Raw genomic sequence first — 14612 nt, 5'->3', positions numbered from 1 at the left:
CCGTGGCGCTGTCTGTTCGCCGTGCAGGTTGCCGACTAATGCAAGCGCGTCACGCTGGCCAAGTGCGACGTTGGCGGCTTGTCCCACTCGCTCAGCAGCGCCAGCAAGGCGGCGTCCTGGATGAAGCTGGCGCTGGAGCGCCCTTCCAGCAAGCGTTCGGGCGGCATCGAGCGCGCCACGACAAACCCTTGCACATAATCCACACCGATTTCCTGCAGCGTCTGGACCGTTGCGGCATCCTCGGCCCATTCCGCGATCGTCTTCATGCCCAGGTTCACCGCCAGGCTGACGATGGCCTCGACGATCGCCACGTTGGCAGGATGCGCATTGATATTGACGATGAAGTTGCCATCGATCTTGAGCACGTCTGCCGGTAACTCTTTCAGGTACGAGAACGATGTGTAGCCGGCGCCGAAGTCGTCCAGCGCCACCTTCACGCCAAAACTACGCACCTGGTCGATGAAGCGGCGCGTGTTGTCCAGGTCGTGCAAGGCCACGCTTTCGGTGATTTCCAGGCACAGGCGGCTGGCCACGTGCACGTAGCGGCCGAGAATGTCGAACGTGTCCTGCACGAAGCGCTCATCGTTGAGCGATGCGCCCGACAGGTTCATGCAGACGAAACGGGTATTGACCAGCTCGTCGTTGTGCTCGGCGATCCAGGCCAGCGTGCTCGTGAGCACCCAGCGATCGATCATGCTCGCGCGCCCGCTTTTTTCGGCGGCGACAATCACGGCGCCGGCCGGCACGACACGGCCATCGGGCTCGCGCATGCGCAGCAGCACTTCGAAATTGAGCGATTCCAGCGGCGCGCGCAGCGACATGATCGGCTGCATTTCCAGCAGCAGGCCGTCGGTCGCTCCAGGCCCCGACAGGCGCTCGACCATGTCGAGTTCGGCGGCGCGCTGGCGGAATGCATCGGCGCCACGCTCGTACACGACCATGCCGTCACCCACGCCGGTCTTGGCTTCGCGGCAGGCGCGGTCGGCGGTGGAGATCGCGTCTTTCATCGGCATGCCCGGCACCACCTCGATCAGGCCGACCGACGCGCGCACATGGAAGGCCTTGTCCCCCACGCGGTATGGCGTACTGCCGAGCCGGTCGACAATGCCGCGCATGATGATCGAGGCCAGCGCAATGGCGGTCTCGGGCATCACGATCACGAATTCGTCGCCGCCCACGCGACCCAGCTGCTGGCCGCCGGCCAGCATCGCGCCCATCCGTTCGCAGACCTGCTTGAGCACCTCGTCGCCGGCGCCATGTCCGAACAGGTCGTTGATCAGCTTGAAGCGATCGAGATCGACGTACGCCAGCGCCATTGGCCGACCGGCGGCCAGGCTCGCACTGGCATTGCTGAACTCGCGTTCGATGCCGCGCCGGTTGAAGACCTTGGTCAATGGATCGTTGTTGGCCATGAAGCGCAGCTGCTCGGTGGCCTTGTGTTTTTCGGTGGTGTCCTGCAGCACGCCCTCGATGCGGGATCGGGCCAGCGTGGCGCTGACCTGGAAGCGCTGGCCGCCGTCGCGGCTCGTCAGTTCCATTTCGGCTTCGACTTTCGCATGGACCTGCTCGTGCAGGGCAGACCAGCTCGCTTCAGTGAAGAACTGGCGCCACGCAGTACGGCCCGCCGTGAAGCCGGTCATGCCCAGCATCTTTTGCAGCGCCGGATTCACGCTCAGGAAGTGGCCATAGATATCGAGCGTAAACAGGCCTACCGGCATTGCCAGGTAGGCATGCTCGAGTTCTTCCTGCGCTTCCTGGCGCTTCTCGGTTTCCATGCGCATCTGCTCGGCCACGGCCAGCGCCGCCAGCAGGCTCGAGGCGAGCGCGGCGGTGACGCTGTTGATCACGCCAAGCAGCTCGCGCATGCCGAACGCGGCCGACGCGACTTCGGCCAGCGAGGCCATGAAGGTGACGGCGAACGAGGCCGCGAACCAGGCCGCGACCCGCGTGCGCGATTCGACGATGATCTTGAACAGGCCAATGGTCATCAGGGAGAAGCAGCACGCAAGGATGCCCCACATCAGCGGCAGGTACATGCCATACGGGACCAGGATGGCGGCGGCCAGCATCGGCATGCAGAGCCACTGCATGACGCGCATCGGTACCACGTAGCGCATCTCGGCCAGGTGGTCCTTGAGCAGCGCCTGGTACAGCGTCAGCGTCGCGATGCCGTACATCGTGAACGTGAGGGCGCGGCTGCGCAGCAACCACTCCGACGGCACCGCCTGGCCGAGCCACTGGATGTCCCAGCCGGCCGACAGCGCGCCCACGCGCAGGTTCAGGATCAGCCAGCCGGCAAACATGACGTACACCGGCTGCCGGTTGATCAGGGCTGTGATCAGGATAAACAGGGCCAGCACGATCATGCCGCCGTCGAGCAGGCCCGACTTGCGGTGGTACTGCTTGACCGACAGCGCGTACTGCTCGACCGGCCACTGCACGACCGTCAGGCGCGCCGGGCCCGCGAACGTGCCACGGCACAGCAACTGGCGCGGCAACTGCGCGACGTTCAGCGCAAAGCCGGCCTTGTCGGCGCTCAGCAGGCTACTGCTTTGACTGCGGCTGGCGGTGCCCAGCGGCGCCAACGAGGCGGCATTCCAGCAGGCGATATCGAGCGCATGGCGCGACGGGAACTCGAGCACCTGTGCACCCGGGCGCGGCATCGGTTCGACGACGAACCAGACCGGTGCTTCGGACAGATGCGTGTCATGGGTATTGGTCAGCGGGCGCTCGCGCGTCGGCCCGAGTGCGCTGGCCGGATTGAACGTGCCGGCCGGATCGGGCAGCACGTGCATCGTCAGCGGCACGTCGCCGCTCGTGCGGTATTCGTCGTGCCAGAAAACGAGCGCGATCAACGAAACCACCCCGATCCCGATCGGGATGAGGTAGTACGAAAACATCTTGAGGATCAGTTCGACCGCCGCTTGTAACGTGGCTGGCAACGACGCACCGAACTGATGGGAAAGCTTGGGCATGAGCGGCCTTGGTAATGCGCGTGACCACCGTGCGGACAACGACGGCTCTTAAAGCGCAAGGATACAGCTTTAGCGTAGTGCCGTCATGCCCTTCGTAGTTGAACAAGCGTCGATGTCGCGCCGTGCAGCAGAGCTCAGGCAACGGCCAGCTCTTCCAGCTCCGACCAGTCCGGTACCGATGGCAGTACGACAGGGCCGATGTCGATGTCCGGATGCAGCGTGTTGAAGAAGAAATCGAGCATCGGATGACGCGCCTCGGTCCAGCGCTGCTGGAAGGTGGCGATCTCGAACGCCATCACACGGTGCGGGATATTGCCGACATGGCGCAGCGGCACCAGGCCATCTTCCGGGAACACATCGACGAACAGCATTTGCTCGTACTGCCGGTCAACGGGCGGGCGGCCCGTCGCCACCGAGAAGTCGATGGCGTTATCCTGGCAATACATGAAACACGCCTTGACCAGGGCAATCTTTACCATACGCCCCACCCGCCCTTCATCGACCGCCAGCCGGGTTGCCTCGACCAGCCGCTTGCCCTGCAGCCAGTCGGGCAGCACGACCGATTCTTCGACACCCAGCGGCCGGTGCAGGTTGGTGCGGATGCGGGTACTGCCGATCGCCGTGCCATCGAGCTTGGACTCGGCCAGCAGCACGATGGTGTCGGCGTCGTAGTCAGCCGCTTCAGGCTGCGCAAGGGTCCGCGCGAAATCGGGCACGTGGCGCGCATAGGCGGCGTGGCGAATCCGCACGGCCTTCTGCAGGTCGGCCTCGGTCTCCACCCGGCGGATCGTGAACGGCAATCGTTCAGTCACACTGCCGGCGACCGGGGGACGCACCGGACGTGGTCGCGACAGCGTGGCTGGGTTGTTGACGGCGGCGGAAAACTGCTCCATGGCGAGGCTCCTGGGTTGATTGAATGAAACAGAAATTGACTGGATTCAATTATCAATCGCCATATGCACAATCTAATTGCTGAGCAGGCCTACTTTTCACCTTCAGTTTCAATGAGCGAGGAACCAGGTTAAATGGCCACCCTGCAGGCGCCATGCGTCCAGCATGATGGCCGTCGCTGTCACAGCATCCGCGCGCTGCCCGAGACCCGGACCGGACCACCGATGTCATTGCCAAAGTCGGCCGTGATGAGCGAGCGCATGCCCATGTCTTCGCCCTGCACCACCTCGATCCGGCCACCGTGGGACCAGCCGAGATCGCGCAGATAGCCGGCCAGCGCCGCCGTGGCAGCGCCCGTGGCAGGATCTTCCAGCACGCCGCCCGACGCAAAAGCGTTGCGCGTATGAAACAGCTGATCGTGTTCGGCCCAGGCCAGCACGATCGTCACGAGGCCGTGCGCCTGCATCAGTGCCCGGCCAGCGGCCAGCACGTAATCCATCCGTGCCAGCGCGGCGCGGCTGGACAGTGCCAGCAACAGGTGATCGGCGCCGGCGTGGATGCATGCGGGCGGCATGCGCGGATCGAGGTCGGCGCGCCCGTAGCCAAACAGCGCAAGCGCTGCATCGACCAGCGCGGCGGGCGCCGGCCGGCTCTGGGTGGGTGGGGATTGCAGCGCCGCCTGCAGCCGCGCGCCATCCTGCCTGCCCTCGACGGTAATCGCGGCGGCGTTCAGGGTCAGCGCAAAGCGACCAGCGCCATATCTGCGCGCCAGGGCGGCGCCAAGGGCGATCGTCGCATGGCCACAGAACGGCACTTCGGAGGCGGGCGAAAAATACCGCACGCGCCAGCCTTCGCCTTCGGGCGCGGCAAACGCCGTTTCGGAAAAGCCGACGTCGCGCGCGATGGCCGCCATCGTCGCAGCCGGCGGCAAGGCAGCGCCGATCCAGACCCCGGCCGGATTGCCGCCCTGGCCGTGGTCGTCAAAGGCGGCGATACGTTCGATCTCCTGGAGCATGGGTGATTCCTCAGTCGTTGGAAACACCCATGATAGCGGCAGGCCGCTAGCGCCGGGCGTCGATGCGCGGCAGCAGCACGGCCAGGATACCCAGCAGCGGCAGGAACGAGGCGATCTGGTACACCTGCGCGATGCCGTGCACGTCGGCGATGCTGCCCATCGCGGCCGCGCCGACGCCGCTGATGCCGAACATCAGGCCGAAGAAGATGCCCGAGATCAGGCCGACCTTGCCCGGCACCAGCTCTTGCGCAAACACGACGATGGCCGAGAACGCCGACGACATCACCAGGCCGATGATCACCGACAGCACGCCGGTCCAGAACAGGTCGGCGTACGGCAGCGCGATCGTGAATGGCGCCGCGCCCAGGATCGAGAACCAGATCACGCGCTTGCGCCCGATCCTGTCACCGATCGGCCCGCCCGCGAACGTGCCCAGCGCCACCGATGCGAGGAACAGGAACAGGTACATCTGCGCGGTACCCACCGGCAGCTTGAACTTCTCGATCAGGAAGAAGGTGTAATAGGTCTGCAGGCTCGCCATATAGATGTACTTGGAGAACACCAGCAGCGCCAGCACGGCCAGCGCCTGGATCACCTTCTTGCGCGGCAGCGCCGGGCCGGCATGGAGCGCGGCTTTCTTGACCATGTTCATCAAGTGGTTGCTGTACCAGCGGCTCACGCCCACCAGCACCGCCACTGCGACCAGCACCAGCAGCATGAACCAGGCGATTTCGGCCTGGCCGCGCCCGACGACGATTGCCGCCGCCAGCAGTGGCCCCAGGGCCGAGCCGGCATTGCCGCCGACCTGGAACACCGACTGCGCAAACCCGAAGCGCCCGCCCGACGCCAGGCGCGCCACGCGCGAGGCTTCCGGGTGGAAGGTCGACGAGCCCACGCCGATCATGCCGGCAGCTACGAGCAGCATCGGATAGCTGTTGGCCCACGCCAGCAGGCCGACCCCGAGGAGCGTCACGCACATCCCGGCCGGCAGCAGGAACGGGATCGGCCGCTTGTCGGTGTACAGGCCGATCCACGGCTGCAGCAGCGAGGCGGTGCACTGGAATGTCAGCGTGATCAGGCCGACCTGGGTAAAGGTCAGGTTGAATTCGTGCTTCAGGAGCGGGTAGATCGACGGCAGCACTGCCTGCACACAATCGTTGAGCAGGTGAACAAAGGCAACCGAGAGAAGGATCTGCATCACGGCGCCGGAGGCGACCGGGGTGGCTGGGGTGGTGGTGCTGGACGGCGAGGAAGATGTGGACATGGACGACGCTGGTGGACAGAACAGTCCGACAGGATATGCGAAAACCGGCGCCCGCGGGCGCCGGTTCTTTGACTAATGGTCGGTCAGCCGGCCGGCACCAGCCGGATTGCCTGTCCGCCGCCCGGCGCCAGCACCATCCTGATGGTGTCGGTGCTCTTGACCGTACGCTTGTCGATCACCAGATCGAAGCGCCGCTCGCTGCGGTAATCCGCCTGGTTGCCATCGCGGTAGATTTCGGCCACATACGACTTGCCGGCATCGAGGAACGACAATGGCAGATCGAGCGTGCGCGCATTGCCGGATGGCCGCATCGCGGTGCGCCTGACCCGCGCCGCGCCGGGTTACCGGCTGGCGATCTGTGATGGCGGGCCGGGCATTGCGCCCGACCTGCGCGACAAGGTGTTCGAGCGTTTTTACCGCGTGCCGGGGCAGGAGCAACCGGGCTCCGGCCTGGGGCTGGCGATTGCTGAACGGGGGGCCGCAAGGAACGGCGGCGCGATTTCGCTGGAGGATGGCGAGCATGGGCGCGGGGTGTGCGCGACCATCACGTTGACTGGCGCCGTGGGGTAGTTTTTCGAGCGGTGTCTACAGCCAGCCGACGCGTTTCAAGCGTCGGTGCAACAGCGCGCAACAGGCAAAGATCCCGAATAGTACCGCCGGATAACTCCAGCGCCAGGCCAGCTCCGGCATGTGCTGGAAGTTCATGCCGTACAGGCTGAACACCATCGTCGGCACCGCCAGGATCGCGCCCCAGCCGGCGAGACGCTTGACGACGTCATTCTGGCGAATCGTCACCTGCGCCAGCGACACCTGCATGGCCGCATTGATCATCTCGCCGATCCGGTCTGCCGTCTGCGTCACGCGCGCGACATGGTCGAGGATATCCCGGTAATAGATACGGTTTTCTGCCGGGATGATGTCGCCGTGAAAACGCAGCAGCTCGTTGCAGATATCGATCAACGGCGCAGCCGCCGCATGCACCGACAGCAGCTCGTTTTTCAGGTTGTAGAATTCTTCCAGGTTATCCGACGACGGATTCGGTAGAAACAACGCTTTCTCCACCTGGCGGAACCGGTCCTGCAGCATATCCATGCATGGCTGGTAGTGGTCGACGATGAAGTCGATGATCGTGTAGAGCACGTACCCCGGGCCCGTCGCGAGTTTGGCCGGCACGCTCTCGGCGCGTTCGCGTACCGCGCGATACCCGTTCGACTTGCCATGCCGGATCGTCATCACGAAGCGCGGCCCGACAAACACGTGCGTTTCGCCAAACTGGATCGTCTGGTCGAACAGCGACACCGTATGCAGCACGACGAACAGGTTCTCGCCATACTCTTCGATCTTGGGCCTTTGGTGCGCCTTGCGCGCGTCTTCCACCGCCAGGTCGTGCAGGTCGAATTCGTCCTGCACCATGTCCATCAGTTCCTTGTCAGGTTCGAACAGGCCGAGCCAGACAAAGGCGTCGTCGTCTTCCAGCGCGACGCTGATGTCCTCGATCCGGATCTCTTCCAGCTTGACGCCCTTGCGATACACGGTGCAGTTGATGCGCGCGGCCACTTCATTCACTGATCGGCTCCTTCAATGCGCGCTGGCCAGGGTTGCGCCCTCTGGCGATGTCTCGTCGGCTAGTCATGCGGTCTCGTCATGCGAAATTGATCGTGGCCGCGATTCTACGCAGCGCCGCGTAAAAATTTTGTCAAAAATGCGGCAAAGCTGTCAGCACGACGCGCCCGGCACTGGGCGGTGCAGCACGTCCAGCCGGCGCACGAATTCGCGCAGCACGATCCGGTACAACTCGTCCCCGAGCACGCTGTCTTCGGCGCCGGCATCGATATTCGGGTTGTCGTTCACTTCGATCACGACCGGCCCGAGCAACGTCATCTTCATGTCCACGCCGTACAGGCCATCGCCAATCAGATTCGCCGCGTGCAGCGCGTGGGCCAGCAAGTCGGCCGGCGCTTCGTCCAGCGGCACGGCGCTTGCCATGCCGAATTCGGCCTTGCCATTGGCGTCGCGCTTGGCGACCTGCCAGTGGCCCTTGGACATCCAGTATTTGCTGGCAAAGATCACCTGGCGATTGAGCACGCCAATGCGCCAGTCGAATTCGGTGAACATGTATTCCTGCACCAGGATCAGCGCCGATTGCTGCAGCAGTTCTTCGGCCACGCGGGTGAATTCAAGCGCATCCCTCACCTTCATCACGCCGCGCGAAAAAGCGCCATCGGGGATTTTCACCACCATCGGATAATCGATCTGCGCCTCGATCGCGGCCAGCGCTTCGGCGTCGGCGTGCTGCAGCGTGAAGGTGCGCGGTGTGGGCACCCCGTGCAGGCGCAGCAGGTCGGCCAGGTACACCTTGTTGGTACAGCGCAGGATCGAGCCGGCGTCATCGATCACCACCAGCCCTTCGCTCTCGGCCTTCTTGACGAACAGGTAGGTGTGATGGTTGACGGCCGTGGTCTCGCGGATGAACAGCGCATCGAATTCGGCCAGGCGCGCAAAGTCCTGGCGCCCGATCAGCTCGATCGTGAGGCCCAATTCGCGCCCCACTGCGCCAAGTCGCGCCAGCGCACCCGTATTACTTGGGGCCAGCTCTTCATCGCGATCGTGCAGCACCGCGATGCGGTAGCGGTAGCGCCGCGCGCCGGGCGCTGGCGGTGGCAAGCCCGCGAATGCACCGAGGGCCGCCTCGCAGGCCGCGCGGCCATGCTCGCCGAGCGTCTTGAGCCCCTGGGTCCGGATCGCGGCGATATGCCACTTTTCGCCGCGTTCGCCGCCGCGCGTAAATTCGACCCGCATCAGCGGCGCCGGAAAGGTCGCGAAGATGCTGCGCGCCACCGCCGCCAACGGCGTGTAGTCGGTGCGACCGAACCGGATATCCATCGAAAACTCGACCGGCATCGGGGCGCTGCCGTCGGCGCCCAGCACATCATTCAGGGCGCGATCGAGTTCGCCCGTGTCGAGTGAATAGATCGCCTTGCGCGACAGGTCGTTGATCGTCTTCACCGATGGCAGCACCTGCTGGCCGCGCGCCTCGGCCATCAGCGAGCAGTAGTAGCCGACCGACAGGTACTTGTAGCTGCGGCACAGGTTGATGACCATGAGGTCTTCGTCCAGCGCGGGACCGGCCAGGAAGTCCTCGGCTTCGATGACGGTGCAGCCGACTTGCGCGGCGCGCCAGTCGCCGGCACGGTCGACGATGATCAGAAAGCCTGGCGCAGCGGCGCCAGTGGCCGCGCGCCGCGTTCGGGGCGCATCGGGCTCGGGTTCGGCAGGCGCTGCCTGGGTCGCCGTGACGGCGGGGGAAATCATGCGAAGCGTGGTCATGGGAGGTATCGGAGTTGATCAGGGGTGGATCGAAGCGGGCGCCTGGCACGATGGCCGGCGCTGTCGAGACTGTAGCGACTGGCCCGTAAAAACCCCGTAAAGAAAACGGCGCAGCGCGACAAGCCCGCGTAAATGACGCGGCAATCACGGAAGCGATGCTGCGAGGTGGCGCAACCACCTCGCGCAGATTTCATGCAGCCCGTTCGGCGCGCAGCAAGGCCCATAACTGAACGTCGAGCGCCTCGCCATCGACACGCCAGCGCGCGCGCAGCAGCCCTTCGCAGCGAAACCCGAGCCGCACCAGGAGCGCCGTCGATGCGCCGTTACCGGGGGCGACTTCGGCTTCGATGCGAGCCAGGTCGAGCACATCGAAGCCGTGCGCCAGCAGTGCGCGTACGGCTTCGCCGGCCAGGCCCTGCCCCCAGTACGGCGGCGCCAGCAGATAGCCGAGCGTGGCGCGCCGGTGCTGCGGATGGATGTCGAACAGCGCGCAACTGCCCGCCAGCGCGCCGTCGCTGCGGCTGACAATAACCAGATGCAGCCCGCTGCCCAATGCGCGGTCAGTCTGCGCTTCGGCGATCGCCGCGCGCGCTTGCGCGGGACATGTCCACACCGGGTGGCTCCAGTGGCGCATCACCTCCCGGTCGCCATACAGCGCCAGCAGGCCGTTCGTGTCAGCGTCCGTTGGCACGCGCAGGTAGAGGCGCCGCGTCACCAGGCTGGCAGGGTCGATCGGGATCATGGCGTGGTTCGCTTCGACATGGAAAAGCGCCCAGCTTAGCCCTGCTCCGTAGGCCGCGTCAGGCCGCGTATACACGGCATTGACGGGCGCGCCCGCCCCTTTTGTCCTGTTTTTACGGGCGCCCCGCTACGCTGGTGACCATCGATTCAGATTCGGAGGGTTTCAATGATCATCGCCATCGTCAACCAGCACGGCACCCCTGAGCGCACCGTCGTGGCGCGCAACCTGGCCGTCCTGCGCGCGCGCAGCGGCAGACGCGTATGCCTGATGACCACCGCCGCGGGCGCGGACAGCGACTGGTGCAATGACCGCAGCAGCGCTGGCGTGCGGCCCTGGATCGACACGCGCCAGGTGGGCAGTCGCGCCGTCGAAACGCGCCTGGCCGCGCTGCGCCCGCTGTTCAACGACATCCTGATCGACGCCGGTGCGCGCGATACCGACGGTTGCCGCTGCGTGCTGGCAGCCAGCCGCCTGGTGGTGGTGCCAGTGCGGGGCGGCGCGCTCGACCTCGACTTGCAATACCGCCTGCTGGCCCGGCTGAACGGCGCGCGGGTAGTGAATCCGGACCTGCGGGTGCTGTTTGTCGCCGTCAGCGGGCCGACCGGGCCAGACGCCAACGAGCGCGCCGCCGTGCTCGCGCACCTGAGTCGGGTGCAGAACGCCACGCTGGCCTCGACCGTCCTGCACGCGCCAGCCGCCTTCGATTACGGCATCGGGCGCTGCGTGTCGGATGCTGCGGCGTGCGACCCGGACGCCGCCGCCGAGATGCACGCGCTGTACGACGAGGTCTACGCCACGCTGCCGACGCTGGCGCATTCGATGCAAGCGCAGATGGGCGCGGCCCATGCGCTTTGGCGCTGAAGGTGATGACGCCGTTTTTACGCGCGGCGCGTCACTATTTGCAATTCATTTATCAGTAAGACTGCAACGCGAAGGGAGTGACCGTGCGGCACGCAACACCTGATGGTCCTACCGCGCGACGCGCAGCAGACGTGCCTACGAACGACTACACGGACAGCGCCATCAGACTAGCAACAACGAGCGACATCGTGGCCTTGGTGGCCATTGAAAACGCCAGCTTTCCCGGCGACCGGCTCGACCGACGCCGCTTTCGCTACCTGCTCACGCAAGCCAACAGTGTGACGGTCGTCGACGTGGACGGCGCCGCCGTGCGCGGCTACATCCTGCTGTTGCTGCGCACCGGTTGGCGCGGTGCGCGCGTCTATTCCCTGGCCACGCATCCGGCCCACTTGGGCTGCGGCGTGGCCGCGCGCCTGCTGACTGCGGCCGAGCACTGGGCTGCGGCCCACGACTGCATGGAAGTGCGCCTCGAAGTCCGGACAGACAACACCGCCTCGCTCGCGCTGTTTCGCCAGCGCGGCTACGTTGCATTCGGGCGCCATGCTGCGTATTACCACGACGGCATGGACGCGCTGCGGCTGCGCAGGATCCTGGGTCTGTAACCGGTTTGCCGGGCCCGGCGCTGGCGTCAATGGCTGTCGAGCCGCTGGTGCAGCTCAAACTCTTTATCAATGTGCGGAGATCACGCTTGCGTTCAGGGTTTAGCCGCCAGGCATGGAAGCCTTTTAAATGCACTTCGAGGACTTTGCACAGTCGCCGCACCGAGAGTTGGTCGCGTAGCTCAGCAATTAAGTTGTACCTTATCCAGACGTTCTGGCGAAGTACACCGACCTTCAAGCGTCGCATCTCGGCGGACTGGAGTCCGAGCAACAACGCGGACTACCTTGTGGCACGCCAAATTTCGCTGCAAGGGATGAGTTCAAAATTGGCTATCTCCCCATTTCTTGAAAGCTCAACATGGCGATCAACGTCTATTTGCATATCGAGGCGATCGAGGGGATGCTTCTGCTTGACCACGTCTCCCTGCAATTTAGCAAAGTGAAATGGGAAAACTCGCAGCAGAGAATCGGCGGCGGCGTAGTTGGCCAAACTGCTGATGGATGGGATCTGTCCTGCAACACATCGTGCGCTTAGCTGGAGTAATCATGACTGACCCGAAACCTGATCCGCTGCGGCCCACCCAAGATTCGCGCGGGTTCTTCATGCTGCCGCGAGCGGCTCGTGATGTTGGTTATTACACCTACGGCACGATGGATAAAAGACCTGATCGTGGCGGGTACCAATACGCCCACCCGATCATGATGACCGCCATCCTGCGTGTAGCGCACGAATGGCAGAAGATAGATCCGCGCCGCGTTGGTGTTGGCAATATCAGCCGAGCCGACATGCGCGACGATGGCGAGCATGCTACTCATTTGGATGGGCTACAAGTTGACTTACGGCCTATTCGCAAAGACGGCGTCGAATGTCCGGTAAGCTGCTTCTCTCCAGAGTATGACCGAGCAGCAACTACCAAAATTATCGAGTTGTTTCGTGCGTTCACACCAGTCCAAGTGGTCTGGTTCAACGACATGTCGATACCGTTCGTTCGCCCTATGCGGGGCCATCACGACCACTTTCATGTCGGACTAAGGGGATGATATGCGACGCGCTATCTCAGCAATCGCCGTGTGCGGATTGGCCACGCTGTCTGCGCTGGCGTCCGATACGCAAGGAGGGTGGACTCCGATACCCGGGGCAAATTATCGGATATTTTCCGGTGAAACTGTCGCGTACAGTGAGGCCCCTACGGCTAAAGATCGCAAATTGAGCATCCTGCTCAGAGGGCAGGCGGCCAAGGAAATTTTTGACTCGATTGGTCCCGACACACGTGCGCAAGATATGTGCAGCACGTCGAACGGCGACCGTGAGCGGGCGAAAGGGGCAGTTCAGTGTACCTTCACAGCGCTCAAGGCTTCTGAGACAGGCATGGGCTATCGGTGCTGGGTCGGTGTCGATCTAATCAGTGGAAAGGGGATTCCTAGCGTGCCATGTTAGAACAACGCCGACATGGTCAAAGTTATCTCCCTCCTAACCCGGACCCGGACTATGCGGTCTCGGGAGAGCAAGTAGGTGCACTTTAGCAGGCCTCTATGTCGTCAGCGCTACCGTCATCGTTGGCGGTGAGCTGAGCCACGTCGACCTGGTGCGCGCGGAGCAAGGGGGCGACGGCAGCCTGGCCGGTCAGGTTTCCACCGACGGATCTACTGGCCAACAAGGCGCTCGCACAGAATCGCATGCTAGCTGTCGTTTTTTATTCAAGCAGACACCAAGCGTGTTTTCGCGAATACCATTCGTGATCGCTATATGCTAGGGCGATCGCGCAAGTTTTTCGTGCTCGCCGACAAGCCACTCCCCCTAGCATTCGGTGAGGGTCACTACTGCGCAGATATCGACTGCCTATCTCGATGCTGTTTATCCTCCGGTTCAGCGTTGCGCGAGGAACGGCAGCACCCGTTCAAGCAGCATATCCGGCGCTTCTTCGGCAATATAGTGCCCGCACGGCAGCGCCCCGCCCTGCACATCAGCGGCCACCCGCTGCCACTCCGCAAGCGGATCAAAACAACGCCCGACCACGCCCTGCTCGCCCCACAGCACCATCAGCGGCAGCGCCAGGCCGTTCCCGGCATCGCGATCGATCCGATCGTGCTCAAGGTCGATCGTCGCGGCGGCGCGGTAGTCTTCGCAGATGCCGTGTGCGGCGCCCGGCAAGGCCAGGCAGCGCTGGTATTCGGCCAGCGCGCGCGGGTCAAACGGCGCCAGGCCTGCGCTGCGCTTGCCCATCACATCGCGCACGTAAGCAGCCGGGTCGGCCTCGATCAGGCGCTCGGGTAGCGGCGCCGGCTGGATCAGGAAGAACCAGTGCCAGTAGGCGCGCGCAAACGCGTCCGACGTTTGCTCGTACATTGCGAGCGTGGGCGCGATGTCCAGCAGCGCCATCCGCTCGACGGCCTGCGGATGGTCCAGCGCCAGCCGGTGCGCAACGCGCGCGCCACGGTCATGGGCCAGCACGCGAAACGTGGCAAATCCCAACGACTGCATCACCGCCACCATATCGGCCGCCATCGCGCGCTTGCTGTAGTTGGCGTGGTCCGGCGCGCCCTGCGGTTTGGACGAATCGCCATAGCCGCGCAGGTCGCAGGCCACGACCGTGAAGTGCTCGGCCAGGCGCGGCGCGACGCGGTGCCAGATGGCGTGGGTCTGCGGGTGGCCGTGCAGCAGCAGCAGCGGCGGGCCGGAACCACCGACGATGGCGTTGATGGTGATGGTCGGGTCGGCTTCGACCTCGACCTGCAGGGCGCGAAAATGGGGGAACAGTGCGGTCATCGTTTTTCGTATCCGGTAAGCGGCGTGCTGCCGCAAGATCGAATATACACGGGACCGGCATGAAAAAAAAAGACCGGTCCGCGCGTGCGCTTTTGTCCTTACACGAACCTGACATTCGGCCACTGTTGTAATTACGTCATTCGCGATTAGCACGAATTGACACCCCGTCAA

Annotated in this window: 14 protein-coding genes; 5 read left to right on the top strand and 9 right to left on the bottom strand. The window is 64.1% G+C overall.

Annotated elements, in window-relative coordinates; translation table 11 throughout:
* Positions 1 to 35 precede the first annotated feature (35 nt).
* From RCH14_RS07085 to RCH14_RS07065, 5 genes are all read right to left on the bottom strand, one after another.
* Positions 36 to 2975, bottom strand: coding sequence for an EAL domain-containing protein (locus RCH14_RS07085; RefSeq protein WP_343025436.1), 2940 nt, complete (start codon positions 2973 to 2975; stop codon positions 36 to 38).
* Positions 2976 to 3109: 134 nt separating this feature from the next.
* Positions 3110 to 3868 (bottom strand): N-acyl amino acid synthase FeeM domain-containing protein, encoded by a 759-nt coding sequence (locus RCH14_RS07080; protein WP_343025435.1) that lies wholly within the window; start codon positions 3866 to 3868, stop codon positions 3110 to 3112.
* A gap of 179 nt (positions 3869 to 4047) precedes the next feature.
* Entirely contained in the window at positions 4048 to 4881 is an 834-nt protein-coding gene (locus RCH14_RS07075) for a PhzF family phenazine biosynthesis isomerase (protein WP_343025434.1), read from the bottom strand.
* A 46-nt stretch (positions 4882 to 4927) separates the two neighbouring features.
* On the bottom strand, positions 4928 to 6079 hold the full coding sequence (locus RCH14_RS07070) for an MFS transporter (RefSeq protein ID WP_343025551.1): 1152 nt from the start codon (positions 6077 to 6079) through the stop codon (positions 4928 to 4930).
* 149 nt (positions 6080 to 6228) lie between these two features.
* A complete protein-coding gene (locus RCH14_RS07065) occupies positions 6229 to 6456 on the bottom strand; it encodes a glycoside hydrolase family 97 C-terminal domain-containing protein (RefSeq protein ID WP_343025433.1) in 228 nt (75 codons plus the stop codon).
* Here RCH14_RS07065 and RCH14_RS07060 point away from each other — a divergent pair.
* Entirely contained in the window at positions 6431 to 6715 is a 285-nt protein-coding gene (locus RCH14_RS07060) for a sensor histidine kinase (RefSeq protein WP_343025432.1), read from the top strand. The genes RCH14_RS07065 and RCH14_RS07060 overlap by 26 nt on opposite strands.
* A gap of 15 nt (positions 6716 to 6730) precedes the next feature.
* On the opposite strand, the gene corA is transcribed toward RCH14_RS07060, so the two are convergent.
* The 3 genes from corA to RCH14_RS07045 all read right to left on the bottom strand — a co-directional run bounded on the left by corA (position 6731) and on the right by RCH14_RS07045 (position 10214).
* Positions 6731 to 7711: a magnesium/cobalt transporter CorA gene (gene corA / locus RCH14_RS07055; RefSeq protein WP_343025431.1), complete on the bottom strand. Its 981-nt coding sequence runs from the start codon at positions 7709 to 7711 to the stop codon at positions 6731 to 6733.
* A gap of 150 nt (positions 7712 to 7861) precedes the next feature.
* Positions 7862 to 9472: a RimK family protein gene (locus RCH14_RS07050; RefSeq protein WP_343025430.1), complete on the bottom strand. Its 1611-nt coding sequence runs from the start codon at positions 9470 to 9472 to the stop codon at positions 7862 to 7864.
* Between the two features lie 190 nt (positions 9473 to 9662).
* On the bottom strand, positions 9663 to 10214 hold the full coding sequence (locus tag RCH14_RS07045; protein ID WP_343025429.1) for a GNAT family N-acetyltransferase: 552 nt from the start codon (positions 10212 to 10214) through the stop codon (positions 9663 to 9665).
* A 165-nt stretch (positions 10215 to 10379) separates the two neighbouring features.
* On the opposite strand from RCH14_RS07045, the gene RCH14_RS07040 reads away from it, so the two are divergent.
* The 4 genes from RCH14_RS07040 to RCH14_RS07025 all read left to right on the top strand — a co-directional run bounded on the left by RCH14_RS07040 (position 10380) and on the right by RCH14_RS07025 (position 12715).
* The gene (locus RCH14_RS07040) at positions 10380 to 11075 is read left to right on the top strand and encodes a hypothetical protein (protein ID WP_343025428.1); all 696 of its coding nucleotides are present in this window, start codon (positions 10380 to 10382) and stop codon (positions 11073 to 11075) included.
* 131 nt (positions 11076 to 11206) lie between these two features.
* Positions 11207 to 11677: an N-acetyltransferase gene (locus tag RCH14_RS07035; RefSeq protein ID WP_343025427.1), complete on the top strand. Its 471-nt coding sequence runs from the start codon at positions 11207 to 11209 to the stop codon at positions 11675 to 11677.
* Between the two features lie 355 nt (positions 11678 to 12032).
* Complete coding sequence (locus RCH14_RS07030) at positions 12033 to 12209, top strand: hypothetical protein (protein WP_343025426.1); 177 nt, start codon at positions 12033 to 12035, stop codon at positions 12207 to 12209.
* Positions 12210 to 12220: 11 nt separating this feature from the next.
* Positions 12221 to 12715, top strand: coding sequence for a hypothetical protein (locus RCH14_RS07025; RefSeq protein WP_343025425.1), 495 nt, complete (start codon positions 12221 to 12223; stop codon positions 12713 to 12715).
* An 826-nt stretch (positions 12716 to 13541) separates the two neighbouring features.
* On the opposite strand, the gene RCH14_RS07020 is transcribed toward RCH14_RS07025, so the two are convergent.
* Positions 13542 to 14441 (bottom strand): alpha/beta hydrolase, encoded by a 900-nt coding sequence (locus RCH14_RS07020; RefSeq protein WP_343025424.1) that lies wholly within the window; start codon positions 14439 to 14441, stop codon positions 13542 to 13544.
* Between the last annotated feature and the right edge of the window lie 171 nt (positions 14442 to 14612).

Origin of the sequence: Massilia sp. MP_M2 (genome assembly GCF_039123635.1) — a bacterium.
In the GTDB taxonomy this organism is placed as follows: domain Bacteria; phylum Pseudomonadota; class Gammaproteobacteria; order Burkholderiales; family Burkholderiaceae_D; genus Telluria.
Note: the sequence above shows the minus strand (reverse complement) of the source record. Positions and strands in the feature narration are given on the sequence as shown.

Bases quoted from the DNA above. Each gene is read 5' to 3' on its own strand.
- RCH14_RS07025 (WP_343025425.1), top strand. From the start codon at position 12,221: ATGACTGACCCGAAACCTGATCCGCTGCGGCCCACCCAAGATTCGCGC.
- RCH14_RS07085 (WP_343025436.1), bottom strand. From the start codon at position 2,975: ATGCCCAAGCTTTCCCATCAGTTCGGTGCGTCGTTGCCAGCCACGTTA.
- RCH14_RS07065 (WP_343025433.1), bottom strand. From the start codon at position 6,456: ATGCGGCCATCCGGCAATGCGCGCACGCTCGATCTGCCATTGTCGTTC.
- RCH14_RS07040 (WP_343025428.1), top strand. From the start codon at position 10,380: ATGATCATCGCCATCGTCAACCAGCACGGCACCCCTGAGCGCACCGTC.
- RCH14_RS07070 (WP_343025551.1), bottom strand. From the start codon at position 6,079: ATGCAGATCCTTCTCTCGGTTGCCTTTGTTCACCTGCTCAACGATTGT.
- RCH14_RS07045 (WP_343025429.1), bottom strand. From the start codon at position 10,214: ATGATCCCGATCGACCCTGCCAGCCTGGTGACGCGGCGCCTCTACCTG.
- RCH14_RS07030 (WP_343025426.1), top strand. From the start codon at position 12,033: ATGGCGATCAACGTCTATTTGCATATCGAGGCGATCGAGGGGATGCTT.
- RCH14_RS07080 (WP_343025435.1), bottom strand. From the start codon at position 3,868: ATGGAGCAGTTTTCCGCCGCCGTCAACAACCCAGCCACGCTGTCGCGA.
- RCH14_RS07075 (WP_343025434.1), bottom strand. From the start codon at position 4,881: ATGCTCCAGGAGATCGAACGTATCGCCGCCTTTGACGACCACGGCCAG.
- RCH14_RS07020 (WP_343025424.1), bottom strand. From the start codon at position 14,441: ATGACCGCACTGTTCCCCCATTTTCGCGCCCTGCAGGTCGAGGTCGAA.
- RCH14_RS07050 (WP_343025430.1), bottom strand. From the start codon at position 9,472: ATGACCACGCTTCGCATGATTTCCCCCGCCGTCACGGCGACCCAGGCA.